18 protein-coding genes and 1 pseudogene are annotated in these 15,555 nt (G+C 71.7%); 6 read left to right on the forward strand and 13 right to left on the reverse strand.

Annotation, left to right across the window (positions count from 1 at the left end):
• Positions 1–28 precede the first annotated feature (28 nt).
• Positions 29–489, reverse strand: a pseudogene (locus tag ACZ7J0_RS08790) (response regulator transcription factor); the annotation flags it as partial.
• 144 nt (positions 490–633) lie between these two features.
• On the opposite strand from ACZ7J0_RS08790, the gene ACZ7J0_RS08795 reads away from it, so the two are divergent.
• Positions 634–1,071 carry a hypothetical protein gene (locus ACZ7J0_RS08795; RefSeq protein ID WP_470885346.1) on the forward strand — a complete coding sequence of 146 codons (438 nt, stop codon included), beginning with the start codon at positions 634–636 and terminating at the stop codon, positions 1,069–1,071.
• 52 nt (positions 1,072–1,123) lie between these two features.
• On the opposite strand, the gene mug is transcribed toward ACZ7J0_RS08795, so the two are convergent.
• The 3 genes from mug to ACZ7J0_RS08810 form a co-directional block, all read right to left on the reverse strand.
• Positions 1,124–1,678, reverse strand: coding sequence for a G/U mismatch-specific DNA glycosylase (gene mug, locus ACZ7J0_RS08800; RefSeq protein ID WP_470885347.1), 555 nt, complete (start codon positions 1,676–1,678; stop codon positions 1,124–1,126).
• A 7-nt stretch (positions 1,679–1,685) separates the two neighbouring features.
• Positions 1,686–3,128: an adenylosuccinate lyase gene (gene purB / locus ACZ7J0_RS08805; RefSeq protein WP_470885349.1), complete on the reverse strand. Its 1,443-nt coding sequence runs from the start codon at positions 3,126–3,128 to the stop codon at positions 1,686–1,688.
• A gap of 103 nt (positions 3,129–3,231) precedes the next feature.
• Positions 3,232–4,035, reverse strand: coding sequence for an SGNH/GDSL hydrolase family protein (locus tag ACZ7J0_RS08810; protein ID WP_470885351.1), 804 nt, complete (start codon positions 4,033–4,035; stop codon positions 3,232–3,234).
• Positions 4,036–4,136: 101 nt separating this feature from the next.
• Between ACZ7J0_RS08810 and ACZ7J0_RS08815 the strand changes: the two genes are divergently transcribed.
• On the forward strand, positions 4,137–4,418 hold the full coding sequence (locus ACZ7J0_RS08815; protein ID WP_470885353.1) for a holin: 282 nt from the start codon (positions 4,137–4,139) through the stop codon (positions 4,416–4,418).
• A gap of 78 nt (positions 4,419–4,496) precedes the next feature.
• Here ACZ7J0_RS08815 and ACZ7J0_RS08820 read toward each other — a convergent pair whose 3' ends face one another.
• Positions 4,497–5,519, reverse strand: coding sequence for a hemolysin family protein (locus ACZ7J0_RS08820; RefSeq protein ID WP_470885355.1), 1,023 nt, complete (start codon positions 5,517–5,519; stop codon positions 4,497–4,499).
• Positions 5,516–6,853, reverse strand: a complete 1,338-nt coding sequence (locus ACZ7J0_RS08825) for a hemolysin family protein (RefSeq protein ID WP_470885357.1) — start codon at positions 6,851–6,853, stop codon at positions 5,516–5,518. The genes ACZ7J0_RS08820 and ACZ7J0_RS08825 overlap by 4 nt, the downstream gene beginning before the upstream one ends.
• A 337-nt stretch (positions 6,854–7,190) precedes the next feature.
• On the opposite strand from ACZ7J0_RS08825, the gene ACZ7J0_RS08830 reads away from it, so the two are divergent.
• Together ACZ7J0_RS08830 and ACZ7J0_RS08835 are read left to right on the forward strand one after the other, a co-directional pair.
• Entirely contained in the window at positions 7,191–7,457 is a 267-nt protein-coding gene (locus ACZ7J0_RS08830) for a toxin-antitoxin system HicB family antitoxin (protein ID WP_470885359.1), read from the forward strand.
• Positions 7,458–7,473: 16 nt separating this feature from the next.
• Positions 7,474–7,845, forward strand: coding sequence for a fic family toxin-antitoxin system, toxin component (locus ACZ7J0_RS08835; protein WP_470885360.1), 372 nt, complete (start codon positions 7,474–7,476; stop codon positions 7,843–7,845).
• 131 nt (positions 7,846–7,976) lie between these two features.
• On the opposite strand, the gene ACZ7J0_RS08840 is transcribed toward ACZ7J0_RS08835, so the two are convergent.
• From ACZ7J0_RS08840 to bioB, 5 genes are all read right to left on the reverse strand, one after another.
• Entirely contained in the window at positions 7,977–8,678 is a 702-nt protein-coding gene (locus ACZ7J0_RS08840; protein WP_470885362.1) for a class I SAM-dependent methyltransferase, read from the reverse strand.
• A 79-nt stretch (positions 8,679–8,757) separates the two neighbouring features.
• Entirely contained in the window at positions 8,758–9,102 is a 345-nt protein-coding gene (locus ACZ7J0_RS08845) for a VOC family protein (protein ID WP_470885364.1), read from the reverse strand.
• Between the two features lie 2 nt (positions 9,103–9,104).
• Positions 9,105–9,821 carry a dethiobiotin synthase gene (gene bioD, locus ACZ7J0_RS08850; protein WP_470885366.1) on the reverse strand — a complete coding sequence of 239 codons (717 nt, stop codon included), beginning with the start codon at positions 9,819–9,821 and terminating at the stop codon, positions 9,105–9,107.
• Positions 9,822–9,923: 102 nt separating this feature from the next.
• The gene (locus ACZ7J0_RS08855) at positions 9,924–11,225 is read right to left on the reverse strand and encodes an adenosylmethionine--8-amino-7-oxononanoate transaminase (RefSeq protein WP_470885368.1); all 1,302 of its coding nucleotides are present in this window, start codon (positions 11,223–11,225) and stop codon (positions 9,924–9,926) included.
• Positions 11,218–12,393 carry a biotin synthase BioB gene (bioB, locus tag ACZ7J0_RS08860; protein WP_470885370.1) on the reverse strand — a complete coding sequence of 392 codons (1,176 nt, stop codon included), beginning with the start codon at positions 12,391–12,393 and terminating at the stop codon, positions 11,218–11,220. Before bioB ends, ACZ7J0_RS08855 begins: the two co-directional genes overlap by 8 nt.
• A 145-nt stretch (positions 12,394–12,538) precedes the next feature.
• Between bioB and ACZ7J0_RS08865 the strand changes: the two genes are divergently transcribed.
• On the forward strand, positions 12,539–13,687 hold the full coding sequence (locus ACZ7J0_RS08865; protein ID WP_470885372.1) for an 8-amino-7-oxononanoate synthase: 1,149 nt from the start codon (positions 12,539–12,541) through the stop codon (positions 13,685–13,687).
• On the opposite strand, the gene ACZ7J0_RS08870 is transcribed toward ACZ7J0_RS08865, so the two are convergent.
• On the reverse strand, positions 13,676–13,885 hold the full coding sequence (locus tag ACZ7J0_RS08870) for a DUF397 domain-containing protein (RefSeq protein ID WP_469119694.1): 210 nt from the start codon (positions 13,883–13,885) through the stop codon (positions 13,676–13,678). The genes ACZ7J0_RS08865 and ACZ7J0_RS08870 overlap by 12 nt on opposite strands.
• Before the next feature lie 14 nt (positions 13,886–13,899).
• Complete coding sequence (locus tag ACZ7J0_RS08875) at positions 13,900–14,757, reverse strand: helix-turn-helix domain-containing protein (protein ID WP_470886030.1); 858 nt, start codon at positions 14,755–14,757, stop codon at positions 13,900–13,902.
• Between the two features lie 249 nt (positions 14,758–15,006).
• Between ACZ7J0_RS08875 and ACZ7J0_RS08880 the strand changes: the two genes are divergently transcribed.
• The gene (locus tag ACZ7J0_RS08880) at positions 15,007–15,459 is read left to right on the forward strand and encodes an ATP-binding protein (protein ID WP_470885375.1); all 453 of its coding nucleotides are present in this window, start codon (positions 15,007–15,009) and stop codon (positions 15,457–15,459) included.
• Positions 15,460–15,555 lie beyond the last annotated feature (96 nt).

Raw genomic sequence — 15,555 nt, forward strand, 5'->3', positions numbered from 1 at the left:
GCCGCCCGTGCCCCGTGGGGCGTCGGGTCGGCGCCACGAATCCGGACTCGTACGCGGCGATGACCGCCTGGGTGCGGTCCCCGGCCCCCAACTTCCCCGGAATGGCGCTGACATGGGACTTCACGGTCTCGGTGCCGACGATCAACTCGGCCGCGATCTCCGCGTTGGACAGACCCCTGGCCATCGATCGGAGCACCGCCTCCTCCCGGTCGGTGAGCGAGGCCCGCTCCATCACCGCGCGGGCCGCCGTGTTGCCGTACTCGGCCGCGAGCGCGCGCACGGCCGCCAGGAACAGCAGCGACTCGCCCTCGGCGACCAGCCGCACCGCGTGCACGATCTCGGCGGGCCGGGCCCGCTTCAGCAGAAACCGTCCGCGCCGGCGCGCGGCGCCCCGTACACACAGGCGTCGTTCTCGCAGGTCGTCACCACGAGGATCTTCGGCGGCTCGGGCACCGACCGCGGCACCACCCGGGTCGCCTCGTCAGCATCCCGAGGGGGCGATCGGTCCCTGGACGGGCCTCGGCGTGACAGCGCTCCGGGCGGCGGCAGCGCTGATCGCCGGAGGGTGCGCTCTGCGCCCCAGGGACGCGTGAGCGGGCGGCAGTTGTCAGTGGCGGCCGCTTTACTGGAGCCATGACCACCGCACGCCATGTGGCGACGATCGACCTGCTGCGCTCCCGGGCCTTCCCCGCGGAGCACGGCCGATCGGAGCTGGGGGACAGCGGCCCCGGCTACCACATCGCCGAGCTCGCCACGAGCGACGACTTCTGGGAGGACGACGGCACCCGCCGGTTAGAGGTCTGCGACCAGTACGAGGCCGACCGTGACGCGCTCGCGCTCCTGCTCGCGGAGCGCTGGGGGCCGCCGCAGGTGTTCAGCCTATGGTCCGTGCTGGAGCGGAGCACGGAGGGCGAGGAGATACCCGAGCCCTGGGGTGTCCTGAGCGCCCACGTGCCGGACCTGCACCTGTGGCGGGTCGACGGGCTCTGGCTGGCGCTGGGGGTCTCCCAGTGGGACAAGGAGCTGCCGTTCCAGCTGCTGGCCACCGTCACGACGGTCGACCCGCCCTGAGGCCTGTCCGCAAAGTCCGAGCTACCGGGCGGCTCTGTGGTCCGGACCCTCCTCAGAGCCCGTCGGGCCCGGCAGCCTCGCGGAGCCTCGCGTACTCCTCGGCCATCGTCGCCGCTGTCCAATGGGCGTTGAGACCGCTGGGGTTGGGCAGGGCCCAGATCCGCGTGGCGCCGATCGTCCGCTCCTGGGGGCCGACCACCGCCCTGCGGTCGCCGAACGCGGTGCGGTACGCCGTGACGCCCACCACCGCCAGCCAGCGCGGCCGCAGCAGCTCGACCTTGGCGGTCAGCACCCGGCCGCCCTCCCGGAACTCCTCGTCGCTCAGTTCGTCGGCGCGAGCCGTCGCCCGCGCCACCACATTGGTGATGCCGAGGCCGTACGTGAGCAGCTCCCGTTCCTCGGACGGCTTCAGCTGCCGAGGAGTGAAGCCGGACAGGTGCAGGACCGGCCAGAAGCGGTTGCCGGGACGGGCGAAGTGGTGGCCCGTCGCGGCCGACATCAGACCGGGGTTGATGCCGCAGAAGAGAACGGACAGGCCGTCCGCGACCACGTCGGGGACGACGCGGTCGCGGGCGGCCTGGAGTTCCTCGGGAGTGAACCGGGTCATGCGCGGATCAGAGGATCGACCCGGGCGCGTAGCCGGCGGCCTCCGGGTGCTGCTTGGCGATCTCCTCGATCCGGGAGACCACGGCGGCGACCTGGTCGGCGGCGGCGCCGGTGAAGGACAGCTTGTCCGCCATGAGAGCGTCGAGCTGCGCCCGGTCCAGCGGGATCCGCTCGTCGGCGGCCAGCTTGTCCAGCAGCTCGTTGCGCTCGGCGCCCTGCTCGCGCATGGCCAGCGCGGAGGCGACGGCGTTCTCCTTGATGGCCTCGTGCGCGACCTCGCGGCCCACGCCCGCGCGCACCGCGCCCATCAGCACCTTGGTCGTGGCGAGGAAGGGGAGGTAGCGGTCCAGCTCACGCGCGACGACCGCGGGGAAGGCGCCGAACTCGTCGAGGACCGTCAGGAAGGTCTCCACGAGACCGTCGAAGGCGAAGAACGCGTCGGGCAGGGCGACCCGGCGGACGACCGAGCAGGAGACGTCGCCCTCGTTCCACTGGTCGCCGGCCAGCTCGCCCGTCATCGAGGCGTAGCCGCGCAGGATCACCATCAGGCCGTTGACACGCTCGCAGGAGCGGGTGTTCATCTTGTGCGGCATCGCGGACGAACCCACCTGGCCGGGCTTGAAGCCCTCGGTCACCAGCTCGTGGCCCGCCATCAGACGGATCGTCTTCGCCACCGACGAGGGCGCCGCCGCGAGCTGCACCAGCGCGGTGACCACGTCGTAGTCGAGCGAGCGGGGGTAGACCTGGCCGACCGAGGTGAAGGCGTGCGCGAAGCCGAGGTGACCGGCGATCCGCTGCTCCAGCTCCGCCAGCTTGGAGGCGTCGCCGCCGAGCAGGTCCAGCATGTCCTGCGCGGTGCCGACCGGGCCCTTGATCCCGCGCAGCGGGTAGCGGCCGAGCAGGTCCTCGAGGCGGCCGTAGGCCACGAGCAGCTCGTCGGCGGCCGTCGCGAAGCGCTTGCCGAGGGTCGTGGCCTGGGCGGCGACATTGTGCGAGCGGCCGGCCATGACCAGCTCCGCGTACTCGGCGGAGAGCTTGCCGAGCCGGGCGAGGACGGCGACCGTGCGGTCCCGCATCAGCTCCAGCGAGAGCCGGATCTGGAGCTGCTCGACGTTCTCGGTGAGATCACGCGAGGTCATGCCCTTGTGGACGTGCTCGTGGCCGGCGAGGGCGTTGAACTCCTCGATGCGCGCCTTCACGTCATGGCGCGTGACCTTCTCGCGCTCGGCGATCGACGCGAGGTCGACCTGGTCGAGAACGCGCTCGTAGTCGGCGAGGGCGGCGTCCGGAACCTCGATCCCGAGGTCCTTCTGGGCACGCAGCACGGCGAGCCACAGCTGACGCTCCAGCTTCACCTTCTGCTCGGGGGACCAGAGGACGGCGAGCTCCGCGGAGGCGTAGCGGCCGGCCAGGACATTGGGGATGCGGGGCTTCGCAGTCACAGCAGTCACGTGACCAGATTCTACTGGCGGTTTCTGCAGGCCAGCGCCACGGTCCGGTTTGTTGCTTGCTACGAGAGCGGGCCGCCCTCCGCGAGGGGAGGACCCGCGCGCGTCAGGAGCGCGGACGCTCGGACGGTCGCGTCGAGGGAGGCTCGTAGGGCAGCAGGTCCGGGCGCTTCGCCGGGAGCCCGTCGCCGGACGACCGGCCCGTCAGCCGGCGGCCGATCCACGGCCCCAAGTGCTGTCGGGCGAACCGTACATCGCCCACGCGCCGGGTCATCCACCCGGGCCGTATCCCCGGGGGCAGCTCGGCCCGCCAGTCGTCCTCCGGGTCGAGGCCGAGTGCCTGCCAGACCGCCTCGGCCACCCGTCGGTGCCCCTCGGCCGTCAGATGCAGCCGGTCCACGTCCCACAGCCGCTGGTCCCCGAGCACCCGCGCGCCGTACAGATCCACCACGACCGCGTCATGCCGCTCGGCCAGCTCGTCGACGAAGGAGAAGAGCTCCTCCATGCGCGGGCGGAAGCGCTCCATCACCGGGCCGTCGCGCCCGGGACTGCGCATCAGCACCAGCCGCTCGCACGACGGGGCCAAACGCTCCACAGCCTCTTCCAGCAGCCCGCGCACGCGTCCCATGTCGCAGTTGGGCCGCAGGGTGTCGTTGAGTCCGCCGACCAGCGTGACCACGTCGGCCCGCATGGCGGCGGCGACGTCCACCTGCTCGGCGACGATCTGGCCGATGAGCTTTCCGCGCACGGCGAGGTTCGCGTACCGGAAGTCCGCCGTGCGCGCGGCGAGCCGGGCGGCCAGCAGATCGGCCCAACCGCGGTAGGTGCCATCGGGCAGCAGATCCGACATTCCCTCGGTGAAGCTGTCGCCCACGGCGACCAGACTGGTGTAGGTGGCATTCATCGTCATGGCGGGCCGATCATACCGTGCGGTATGGAGAAGTCGGCTGCCGATGGCGACCTGTTGCCGGAAGGCTGTCGCGGCGCCGGATTCCGCAGTATGTCCAGTACATGTTCACCGTGGATTTCTGGAAGGCCACCGCCGAACGCGCGGTCCGCACCTTCGCCCAGTCACTCGCCGCCGTCCTGATGGCCGGAGCGACCAACCTCTTCGACGTCGAATGGCGGGCCGCGCTCGCCACCGCCGGACTCGCGAGCCTGCTCGCCGTGCTCACCGCGATTGGAGCCGGCGGACTGGGACGGCGCGGCCCGGGCCTCACCGAGACCACGGACCGCGCCGTCACACCCGCGCCGCCGCCCTCCCAGGCGCCCGCACAGGCGCCCGGCGCGTAGACCCGCGCCCCGGGGCAGCCACAACCGCCGGGCAGTCAGGCCGGCGCCCGCATACGCGCCCCGGTGGACGGCCGCGGATCAGGCCGGAGGCTGCCCCACCAGTTCACGGAGCACGTCCTCCATCGTCACCAGGCCGACGAGCTTCTCGTCGCCCTCCTCGTCCACCACCGCCGCCAAGTGCGTACGGCTGCGGCGCATCGCCGTCAGTACGTCGTCCAGGAGCGTGGAGGCGCGGACCCGGGCGATCGGGCGCAGGGACGACACCGGGAACGGCAGATCGCGCGGAAGGACGTCCAGGGCGTCCTTCACATGGAGATAGCCGAGGATCCGGCGGTCGGAATCCACGACCGGGAAGCGGGAGAAGCCCGACTCCGCGGCCAGCCGCTCCAGCTCCTCCGGCGTGGTCCCGACGCGGGCGTACACCACCCGCTCCACCGGCATGACCACGTCCCGCACCGGGCGGCGGCCCAGCTCCAGGGCGTCGTGCAGACGCTCGGCGGCGCGGTCGTCCAGCAGGCCGGCGTGACCCGCGTCCGTGACCATCCGGGCCAGTTCGTCGTCCGAGAACGTCGCCGACACCTCGTTCTTCGTCTCCACCCTGAGCAGTTTGAGCAGCAGGTTGGCGAAGGCGTTGATCGCGAAGATCACCGGACGCAGCGCGCGGGCGAGAGTCACCAGCGGCGGGCCGAGCAGCAGCGCCGACCGGGTCGGCTCCGCCAGCGCGATGTTCTTCGGGACCATCTCGCCCAGCAGCATGTGCAGATATGTCGCCACGGCGAGCGCGATCACGAACGAGATCGGATGGACCAGGCCGTGCGGCACACCGACCACGTCGAACAGCGGCTCCAGCAGATGGGCGATCGCCGGCTCGGCGACGATGCCCAGCACCAGGGTGCACAGCGTGATGCCGAGCTGCGCCGCGGCGAGCATCGCCGAGACGTGCTCCAGGCCCCAGATGACGCTGCGTGCCCGTCGGTTCCCGGCCTCCGCCTCCGGCTCGATCTGGCTGCGGCGCACGGAGATCAGGGCGAATTCGGCGCCCACGAAGAAGGCGTTGACGACCAGCGTCAGAAAGCCGATCAGCAGCTGGATCGCGGTCATCGGCGTGCCTCCTCGGCTCCGTCGTTACGGGAGAGCGGCGCGTGCATCAGCACCCTGGCCGCCCGTCGCCCGGAGGCGTCCACGACATCGAGTCGCCAGCCGGCCCTCTCGATGCTGTCCCCGACGGCCGGGATCCGGCCCAGCTCGTGGGCGATCAGACCGGCGAGCGTCTCGTACGGGCCGTCCGGCACGCGCATCCCGATCGTCTCCAGCTGATCGGTCCTCGCCGCGCCGTCCGCCGACCAGAGCTCTCGCCCGTCCGCGTCCTCACCGGCGCGCGCGAGGTCGGGGGTCTCGTGCGGATCGTGCTCGTCACGCACCTCGCCGACGACCTCCTCGACGATGTCCTCCAGCGTCACGACACCGGCCGTGCCGCCGTACTCGTCGATGACGACGGCCATGGTCCTCTTCCCGGACAGCCGGTCCAGGAGCCGGTCCACGGTGAGCGTCTCGGGGACGAGCAGCGGCTCGCGCAGCATCTCCGAGACCCGCTTCCAGGGCCGGTCGGCCGCCGGTATGGCCAGGACGTCCTTGATGTGGGCGATGCCGACGACGGAGTCGAGGCTGCCCCGGTAGACGGGGAAGCGGGACAGGCCCGTCGCGCGGGTCGCGTTCGCGACGTCCTCGGCCGTGGCCTGCACCTCGAGCGCGGTGACCTGGACGCGGGGCGTCATCACGTTCTCCGCGGTCAGCTCGGCCAGATTCAGGGTCCGTACGAACAGTTCGGCGGTGTCCGCCTCCAGCGCGCCCGCCTTGGCGGAGTGGCGGGCCAGCGCGACCAGTTCCTGCGGACTGCGCGCGGACGCCAGCTCCTCGGCCGGCTCCAGGCCGAGCCGGCGCACGATCCGGTTGGCGGTGTTGTTGAGGTGGCTGATCAGCGGCTTGAACGTGGCCGTGAACACCCGCTGCGGGGCCGCCACGACCTTGGCGACGGCCAGCGGGGACGAGATGGCCCAGTTCTTCGGGACCAGCTCGCCGACGACCATCAGTACGACGGTGGACAGGGCCGTACCGATGACCAGGGCCACCGACGAAGCGGCCGAGGAGGACAGGCCGAGAGCCTTCACCGGACCGCGGATCAGCTTGACGATCGACGACTCGGAGAGCATGCCGACGACCAGATTGGTGACGGTGATGCCGAGCTGGGCGCCGGAGAGCTGGAAGGTGAGGGACCGGACGGCCTTGAGGGCGCTCGGCGCCCCCCGCTCGCCCCGCTCGACGGCCCGTTCCAGCTGGCCGCGCTCGACGGTCGTGAGCGAGAACTCCGCCGCGACGAAGGCACCACACGCCAGCGAGAGCAACAGCGCCACGGTGAGCAGGAGCACTTCGGTCATCGGTTCACCTCCGTCCCATGATCGGACAGGGGAAGGAGGAGTGCGCGATGTCGGCTACTGGGAGGCTCGCCCATGGGCGGACGCTCACACCTTTCGATCGAGGGAGGAAGAACGGGAAAAGGTCATGGTAAAGGACGGGCAAAGTGAAGTGGGGGTCAGCCCCCGTGGTCCCAGGGGTGAGCCGGCGGCCCGCCGCCCGCCCCTCCGGGTCGGTCAGCGGATTCACCCGACGCTCCCCCTGCGGTTCTGGCGTGTACCCGGCGGTCCGCCAGGCATGCTCGGAGTAGGTCGCGCCGCGGGATTGCCGCGGCTAGCGGTTCCGCGCTAGCTTGAGGGGGTGGCCAAGACCCAGCTGAATGTACGCGTGGACGAGACCACCGCCGAGGCCGCCCGCCGGCGGGCGCAGCAGCGCGGAGTCAGCGTCAACCGCTATATCGAGGAGCTCGTCCAGCAGGACGCGGGCGAGGTGGGCCGCACCTTCGTGGAGGCCGCGGCCGATTTCATGAAGCAGTACGAATCGGTGTTCGCCGAGGAATTCGGCACCGAGCCGCACGGCGGAGGGCCAGGGGACCGGGGCCCAGGCGCCGGCCGGGGCAAGCGGTGACGGTGACTCCCACCGGATGAACCTCTCGATCGACCTCGCCTGGCTGCTCATGGTCGCCGAGCATCAGACACCCGGAGACCCCCAGGTCACCGACTGGGGCGCGCTCGTCGCCGCCGTGTCCCGGCACGACGCCGAGATCTTCGGCGTCCCCGTCTACGGCGACCCGCACGCCCGCGCCGCCGCCCTGCTGCAACTGCTCCTCCATGTGCCGGCGCTCGAACACTCCAACGCGATGTTCGCCTCCGCCGTGGCCTACGGCTATCTCGTCGCCTGCGGGCTCAAGGTCATCACCACGCCCGAGCAGGTGCGGGACCTCGCGCGGCTGGTCAAGGACGGTACGTCGGACGTCCGGGCCATCGCCGACGAACTGCGGCAGTGGAGCCACTGACTCCCAGCCGCTGCCCCTTCGCACCGGAAGGCCGACCGGCCGGGGAGCGTTCGCCGACCGCGACCTCGACCGCGACCTCGACCGCGACCTCGACCGCGACCGCGACCGCGACCTCGACCGCCGATCGACGGCTAGCGGCTCTCGCCACCGGCCGGGCGCTCGCCGTCGAACGGGCGGCGCGCCACGCCCAGCACACACGAGGACGTCGGCATCCGCGGTCCCCGCTCCGGAATCCGCAGGCGCCGGTACGCCACGATCTCGAACCCCGCCGCCTCCATCGCCGCGAGCGGGTCCCGCGCCGTGTGACAGCCCCCGAACAACAGTGGCCACACCGTGCGGTCCAGCGTCCGCTGAGCCGTCGCCATCGCACGCGCCGGCGCCACCCCGTGCTCGAAGAAGCGCAGCTCACCGCCCGGCTTGAGGACCCGCCTGATCTCGGCGAGCGACCTCGACAGGTCCCGTACGGAACACAGCACCAGGGAGGCCACGGCCGCGTCGAACGCCTCGCTCTTCACCGGCATCGCCTCCGCCGCGCCCGGGACCACATCCACCGGAACACCGGCGCGCAGCGCGGACTCGACGGCCAACTGGCGCAGACGCCGCTCCGGTTCGAGGGCGACGACCTCGGAGACGGCCCCCGGATAGTGGGCGAAGTTCAGACCGTTCCCCGCGCCGATCTCGATGACCCGGCCCGACAGGCCGGTGAGCAGCTCGTCGCGGACGGCGGCCACGCCGCCCTTGGTGTCCGCCGCCACGCTGACGCGCGCGTAGAAGCGGGCGAAGAGCGGGTGATGGACGGCGTCACGAGGGACTTCGCTACGGCGCATGAGCATCGCGGCCTCCTCCGACAAGGGCCGTACAGGGATGTACGGAGCCGACGGCTACCCCCATTGTCCCCCGGTCGCGACGCGATCAGGCGCCCACGAAGCAGAACTCGTTCCCCTCGGGGTCCCGCAGTACCTGGAAACGGCCGTGGTCGTCGGTGACGACGCCCTCGACGCGGACGGCGCCGAATCGCTCCGCCTCCTGCGCCGCGACGTCGACGTCCCCCGACTCCAGGTCCAGATGGAGCCGGTTCTTGGCCGTCTTGCCCTCCGGTACGCGCTGGAACGCGATCCGCACGAAACCGGGCGGTTCGACATACGACCAGTCCGCGCTCCGGTCCACCGGAGCGCCGCCCAGCAGGGCGGCCCAGAACCGCACCAGCGCCGCCGGGTCCGCGCAGTCGAAGACGATCTCGCTGACATGTGCTCGCATGATCACCAGCCTACGGAAGCCCTGAACTCCTCCGCGCGCCACACGCCGCCCAGCTCCGGTCCCAGCCAACCGGCCGCCGCCGCCCGGAAGTCGGCCGGCGGGAGCGCACCGGCCCCCGCCGGTACGGCACCGAGAAGCGGCGCGCCCGCGGCCTCCGGCAGGTCCTCGAGGTTGCAGAGGGCCGCCAGGTCCGGCGCGTCCGGCCAGCTTCCGACCACGACGCCCAACTGGTCGATGCCCCGGTTCCGTAGCGCCTCGCCGGTCAGCGTCGTCGTGTTGAGCGTGCCGAGCCCGGCGGGCACCACGACCAGCACCGGCGCCCCGAGCAGCCTGGCCGCGTCGGCGAGTGTGCCGCCGTCCTCGTCGAAGCGCACCAGCAGCCCTCCCGCACCCTCCACGAGCACCAGGTCGTGCTCGGCAGCGAGCTTCTCGGCGGCGTCCGCGACCTGCCGGGGGCCGACGGGCGCCATGGAGGCCCGCCGCGCGGCGGTGGCGGGCGCCAACGGCTCCGGGAAGCGCGCCAGTTCGAGGGCGGTCACGGCCCCGGAGAGCCGGACGACCTCGTCCGCGTCACCGCGCTCGCCAGGCGCCAGGCCGGTCTGCGCGGGCTTCAGCACGGCCACCGAGCGGCCCTGGGCCGCCGCCGCGGCGGCGACCGCGGCGGTGACGATCGTCTTCCCGATCTCGGTGCCCGTGCCACTGACGACGATGACGGTCATGCTCTCGCTGTCCTTCCTGTACCTGTACGTGAAGCGGTGCCCGTTCCCCGCGGGCGCGCCGCGGACACCGTGTTCTTGAGCCGGCGCGCCCGGGGGTGCGGCTCAGCCCGCGGCCGCGGCCGCGCACACCGCCGCGCAGATCCGTTCGAGGTCCTCGTCACCCGTCACGTACGGCGGCATCGTGTAGATCAGGTCGCGGAACGGCCGCACCCACACGCCCGCGCGCACCGCCGCCTCCGTCGCCGCGGCCATGTCCACCGGGTGGTCCAGCTGGATGACCCCGATGGCGCCGAGCACCCGGACGTCCAGGACGCCCGGCAGCTCGCGGGCCGGCGCCAGGCCGTCGAGCAGCGCCGCCTCGATCCGCTTGACCTCCCCCGCCCAGTCCTGGGACAGCAGCAGGTCGATCGAGGCGCAGGCCACGGCGGACGCCAGCGGGTTTCCCATGAACGTCGGCCCGTGGGCCAGCACCGGCACCTCGCCGCGCGAGATGCCGTCGGCCACCCGCTCGGTGCACAGCGTCGCCGCCATCGACAGGTACCCACCGGTCAGCGCCTTGCCCAGACACATCACATCGGGGGACACCGACGCCTGCCCGGCCGCGAAGAGGCTGCCGGTGCGGCCGAAGCCGGTGGCGATCTCGTCGAAGACCAGCAGGACGTCGTGCGCGTCGCATGCTTCGCGCAGCACCCGGAGGTACTCGGGGGAGTGGAACCGCATCCCGCCGGCGCCCTGCACCACCGGCTCCACGATCACGGCGGCCAGCTCGTCCGCGTGCCGTCCGATCGTGGAGCGCAGCAGCTCCGCATAGGACTCCTCGTACGCGGCCGGTGGCGCGTCCACGAAGATCTGCCGGGGCAGGGCGCCCGACCACAGCTCGTGCATCCCGCCCTCGGGGTCGCACACCGACATCGGCTGCCAGGTGTCGCCGTGGTAGCCGCCGCGCCAGGTCAGCAGCCGCTGCTTGGCGGGGCGGCCCACCGAGCGCCAGTGCTGCAGGCACATCTTCACGGCCACCTCGACGGCGACCGAGCCGGAGTCGCTGAGGAAGACGTGCCGCAGCGGCTCCGGGGTGATCTCCACCAGCCGGGTGGCCAGGCGCACGGCGGGCTCATGGGTGAGCCCGCCGAACATCACATGGCTCATCCGGCCGAGCTGGCTCCGCACGGCCTCGTTGAGCACCGGGTGGTTGTAGCCGTGCACGGCGGACCACCAGGACGACATGCCGTCGATCAACTCGGTCCGGCCGTGGGCGGGTTCGGCCAGCCGGAGCCGGACCCCCGACGCGGACTCCACGACCAGCGGATCCGTACGGCCCGGCATGGGCCCGTACGGATGCCAGACATGGGCCCGGTCGAGGGCGATCAGCTCGGCCGGGTCGAGACCCGGTTCGGCACTAGGCATTGGGCGCGATGTCCGTGCCGGCACCTCGGCGGCGTACCGCGACCAGATCCGTCCGCGCGGACGGCACCTCGGCAGCGGCCTCTTCGGGGGAACCGCACACCGACCCGGAACCACAGCCGCCACCGGAGCCGCAGCCCTCCGCCGCCTCGGCGTCCGACACGGCCCTGCGGTGCTCGGGCAGCGTCGTGGTGTCAGCCCCCTCCACCTCGAAGCCGGCGTCCGCGATCATGTCCAGGTCGGCCTGGCCGGCCTGGCCCTCGCTGGTGAGGTAGTCGCCCAGGAAGATCGAGTTCGCCAGGTTCAGCGCGAGCGGCTGCATCGAGCGCAGATGCACCTCACGGCCACCGGCGATCCGCACCTCCACGTCGGGGCAGACGAACCGGACCATCGCGAGGATGCGCAGGCAGCGCTGCGGGGTGAGGTTCCACTCCTTGGCGAGCGGCGTGCCCTCGAAGGGGATCAGGAAGTTGACCGGCACCGAGTCGGCGTCGAGCTCGCGCAGCGCGTAGACGACGTCGACCAGGTCCTCGTCGGTCTCGCCCATGCCCGCGATCAGCCCGGAGCAGGCGGACAGGCCCGCGGCGTGCGCCTTCTGCACCGTGTCGACACGGTCCGCGTACGTGTGGGTCTTGGTGATGTCCCCGTACGTCGCCTCGGAGGTGTTGAGGTTGTGGTTGTAGGCGTCGGCGCCCGCGTCCCGCAGTCGCTCCGCCTGGCCGTCGGAGAGCAGACCGAGGCAGGCGCACACCTCGACGCCCTCGTTCTGCTCCTTGATCGCCTCGATGGTCTGGCCGACCCGGTCGACGTCCCGGTCCGTCGGGCCGCGGCCGCTGGCGACCAGGCAGACCCGCTTGGCGCCCCCGGCCACCCCCGCGGCGGCCGCCTTCGACGCCTCGTCCGGCTTCAGCCAGGTGTACTTGAGGATCTCCGCCTTGGACCCGAGCCGCTGCGAACAGTACGAGCAGTCCTCGGGACACAGGCCGGACTTCAGATTGACCAGGTAATTGAGCTTCACCCGCCGCCCGAACCACTGGCGGCGGACCTTTCCGGCCGCGGCCACCACATCGAGCAGATCGTCGTCGGAGGTCGCCAGCACGGCGAGCGCTTCTTCACGGGTCGGCAGCTCGCGCCGCAGCCCCTTCTCCACCAGCGTGTTCAGCAGGTCCATGAGAGCCGATCCTCGCCTACGGCACGCCCCCGGGCCAAGGAGGAACTGAACAACAGACCGCGTTTCAGGTGTGTGTATGGCCACACTCTGACCTCGGCCCGAGCCGGTTAGGGTCTGTGCGCTGCCTACAAAAGGGATCCGCGATATGCACCGGGCTCCATTCGACTGGACCGACGCCGAGGCGCGCCGCCGCGCGGAGGCCGGGCTCGTCCGTACGCTCCGCCCCCGCGCCGCCGAATCGGAACTGCTGGATCTCGCGAGCAACGACTACCTCGGCCTGACCCGCCACCCCGCGATCACCGGGGCGGCCGCCGAGGCCGCGCGCCGCTGGGGCGCCGGAGCCACCGGCTCCCGCCTGGTCACCGGAACCACCCGGCTGCACGCCGAGCTGGAGAGCGAGCTCGCCGAGTTCTGCGGGTTCGAGGCGGCTCTGGTGTTCTCGTCGGGGTACGCGGCCAACCTCGCCGCCCTGACCGCGCTCAGCGGGCGCGACTCACTGATCGTCTCCGACGCCGGTAACCACGCGTCCATCGTCGACGGATGCCGGCTCTCGCGCGCCGAGACCGCGGTGGTGCCGCACGCCGACCCCGACGCCGTGCGCAAGACCCTTGACGCCCACCGGGGCCGCCGGGCCCTCTTCGTCAGCGACTCGGTGTTCTCGGTGGACGGCGACCGGGCGCCGCTGGCCGCCCACGCCGCCGCCTGCCGCGACCATGGCGCCGCGCTCGTCGTGGACGACGCGCACGGGCTCGGGGTCCTGGGCGAGGGCGGGCGGGGCGCGCTGCACGCCGCCGGTCTCGCCGGTGACGAGGATGTCGTCGCGACCCTCACCCTCTCGAAGTCCCTGGGCAGCCAGGGCGGGGCCGTACTCGGCCCGGCGCGGGTCATCGAGCATCTGGTGAACGCGGCACGGACCTTCATCTTCGACACCGGACTCGCTCCGGCCGCGGCCGGAGCCGCGCTGGCGAGCCTGCGGCTGCTGCGCGCTGAGCCGGGCCTCGCCGACCGCGCGCGGGCGGTCGCCACGACCCTGCACGGTCTCCTCACGGACGCGGGACTGACCGCCGTCCGCCCGGACGCTGCCGTGGTCTCGGTGCGCGCCCCCTCTCCGGAGGCGGCGCTGCGGTGGGCCGCGGACTGCCGCGAGGAAGGTCTGGGCGTCGGATGCTTCCGTCCTCCGTCGGTGCCGGACGGCATCTCCCGGCTGCGGCTGACCGCACGCGCCGATCTGACGGACGCTCAGATCGACGCGGCGGTCGCCACGATCGTGCGTACGGCTCCGTCAGCCCAGTGAGCGGGTGAACGAGGACCAGGCCACCGCCGAGAAGCGCAGCGGTGGCCTGGCGGTGTTCTTGGAGTCCCGTACGGCGAGTCGGCCGTCGTCGAGCCGGGCGGTCTCGACGCAGTTGTTCATGCCCACGCTGCGGCTGCTGCGCCGCCACCGTAAGCCTTCGGGCAGGGGGTGCTCCTGCTGTGCGAGGTAAGCAGACATTGGGGGGTGCCTCCCTACGCGCCGTCACTGATCCCGGCGATGAGTGCCAACGAATCGTCGGTCGAAAGGGCGTGCTCCTGCATGGCGCGGAACGCGGCGCTGTACGCGTCGAGGTCCTCATTCCGCTCCAGATAGAGGCTACTCGTCAAGTGGTCGAGAACGACCACATCCAGATCAGAAATGTTCGGAAAGGAGAAAATAACGAAAGGGCCGGTGAGTCCCGCATAGCCGCCGACCGTGAACGGCATGATCTGCAAACGGACATGAGGCAGCACGGCCCACTCCATCAACTGCCGCAACTGCGCCCGCATCACCCCAGGTCCACCCACCTGTCGCCGCAGCACCGCCTCGTCGAGCACCGCGCTGAACTCCAGCGGCGGATCGGCCCGCAGCACCTCCTGGCGCGTCAGCCGTACCTCCACCAGTGAATCGACCGTCGTCGCCGTGCTGTTGTCCAGCGCCGACCGCGTCACCGCCCGTGCGTACTCCGGCGTCTGCAACAGCCCCGGCACCACCGAGGTCTCCAGCGTCCGTACCGTCCGCGCCTGGGACTCCAGACTGATGAAGTCGCGGTACTGGGGCGGGATCACACCGCGGTACGCGTGCCACCATCCCGTACCGCCGCTGTCCGCCGCCCCCGCCAGCGCCTCCAACAGCGCCCGCAGACGCGGCTCGACGATCCCATAGGCGTCGAGCAGCCGCGTCACGTCGACGGCCCGCACCCCACTGGTCCCCGTCTCGATCCGGCTCACCTTCGACTGGTGCCAGCCGACCAGACGGGCGGCCTCGCGACTGGTGAGCCCCGCGTCCAGACGGAGGCGGCGCAGCTCCTCGCCGAGCTTGCGCCGGCGCACCGCGGGACCGTGCCGCATGCCACGCATCGGCCCACTCCCTTCCGCTCGGTTCCTTTAGCGCCCGACGCGTCAGTGTGCCGCCCGAATGCGGTCTCGCGTCGCAGAGTTCACCGCTTCGGGCGACAGATATATGCATATCTTGGTGGATCGACACCCAGGGCAGCACCATCAGTGGCACTCTGGCGCGAAGCGCAATCCGAGGCCGTCGTCGCAGACCATCCGCCACGTGGCGGAGTCGGGCCCCGGTGGGAAAGGGACAGCGTCGCCATGGCAGACCACCAGGAAGCAACCGTCACTCTGCCGAGCGATCCCGCCTCGGTCTCCGCCGCCCGGAGATACGTGGCGGACGTCATCTCCGCATGGGGGCTGGCCGAGGGGACGGAGGCGGCCGACACCGTCCGGCTGATCGTCTCCGAGCTCGCGACCAACGCCGTGCAGCACACCTTCGGTCAGTCGCCCACGTTCACCATCGACGTGCGCCTCGAGCGCGACGAGCAGTTGCACATCGGCGTCACCGACAGCCACCCGCGATGGCCGCGGCGGCTTCCCGCGGCCGTGCAGCAGGACAACGGGCGCGGGATGGTGATCATCCGCTGGCTGACCTCCGAGTGTGGGGGGCGGATCTCCGTGGTCCCCACCGAGGAGGGCGGCAAGACCGTCTGGATCGCCCTCCCGTGGACCGTCCCCGCCCAGGAACCGACGGCGCCGATCGGCGGCTAGTACTCCAGCCATAGATCGTGATCTCGATGGTGAGGGGCGTCGAGGTGGCAGGTGTCCAGCGTGGATCATCTCGCCCGAGATCGCCCATGCCGTCGC

This window comes from Streptomyces sp. NPDC038280, from assembly GCF_055600045.1.

Bases quoted from the DNA above. Each gene is read 5' to 3' on its own strand.
- ACZ7J0_RS08795 (WP_470885346.1), top strand. From the start codon at position 634: ATGACCACCGCACGCCATGTGGCGACGATCGACCTGCTGCGCTCCCGG.
- mug (WP_470885347.1), bottom strand. From the start codon at position 1,678: ATGACCCGGTTCACTCCCGAGGAACTCCAGGCCGCCCGCGACCGCGTC.
- ACZ7J0_RS08810 (WP_470885351.1), bottom strand. From the start codon at position 4,035: ATGACGATGAATGCCACCTACACCAGTCTGGTCGCCGTGGGCGACAGC.
- ACZ7J0_RS08815 (WP_470885353.1), top strand. From the start codon at position 4,137: ATGTTCACCGTGGATTTCTGGAAGGCCACCGCCGAACGCGCGGTCCGC.
- ACZ7J0_RS08820 (WP_470885355.1), bottom strand. From the start codon at position 5,519: ATGACCGCGATCCAGCTGCTGATCGGCTTTCTGACGCTGGTCGTCAAC.
- ACZ7J0_RS08825 (WP_470885357.1), bottom strand. From the start codon at position 6,853: ATGACCGAAGTGCTCCTGCTCACCGTGGCGCTGTTGCTCTCGCTGGCG.
- ACZ7J0_RS08835 (WP_470885360.1), top strand. From the start codon at position 7,474: ATGAACCTCTCGATCGACCTCGCCTGGCTGCTCATGGTCGCCGAGCAT.
- ACZ7J0_RS08840 (WP_470885362.1), bottom strand. From the start codon at position 8,678: ATGCTCATGCGCCGTAGCGAAGTCCCTCGTGACGCCGTCCATCACCCG.
- ACZ7J0_RS08845 (WP_470885364.1), bottom strand. From the start codon at position 9,102: ATGCGAGCACATGTCAGCGAGATCGTCTTCGACTGCGCGGACCCGGCG.
- bioD (WP_470885366.1), bottom strand. From the start codon at position 9,821: ATGACCGTCATCGTCGTCAGTGGCACGGGCACCGAGATCGGGAAGACG.
- ACZ7J0_RS08855 (WP_470885368.1), bottom strand. From the start codon at position 11,225: ATGCCTAGTGCCGAACCGGGTCTCGACCCGGCCGAGCTGATCGCCCTC.
- bioB (WP_470885370.1), bottom strand. From the start codon at position 12,393: ATGGACCTGCTGAACACGCTGGTGGAGAAGGGGCTGCGGCGCGAGCTG.
- ACZ7J0_RS08865 (WP_470885372.1), top strand. From the start codon at position 12,539: ATGCACCGGGCTCCATTCGACTGGACCGACGCCGAGGCGCGCCGCCGC.
- ACZ7J0_RS08870 (WP_469119694.1), bottom strand. From the start codon at position 13,885: ATGTCTGCTTACCTCGCACAGCAGGAGCACCCCCTGCCCGAAGGCTTA.
- ACZ7J0_RS08875 (WP_470886030.1), bottom strand. From the start codon at position 14,757: ATGCGGCACGGTCCCGCGGTGCGCCGGCGCAAGCTCGGCGAGGAGCTG.
- ACZ7J0_RS08880 (WP_470885375.1), top strand. From the start codon at position 15,007: ATGGCAGACCACCAGGAAGCAACCGTCACTCTGCCGAGCGATCCCGCC.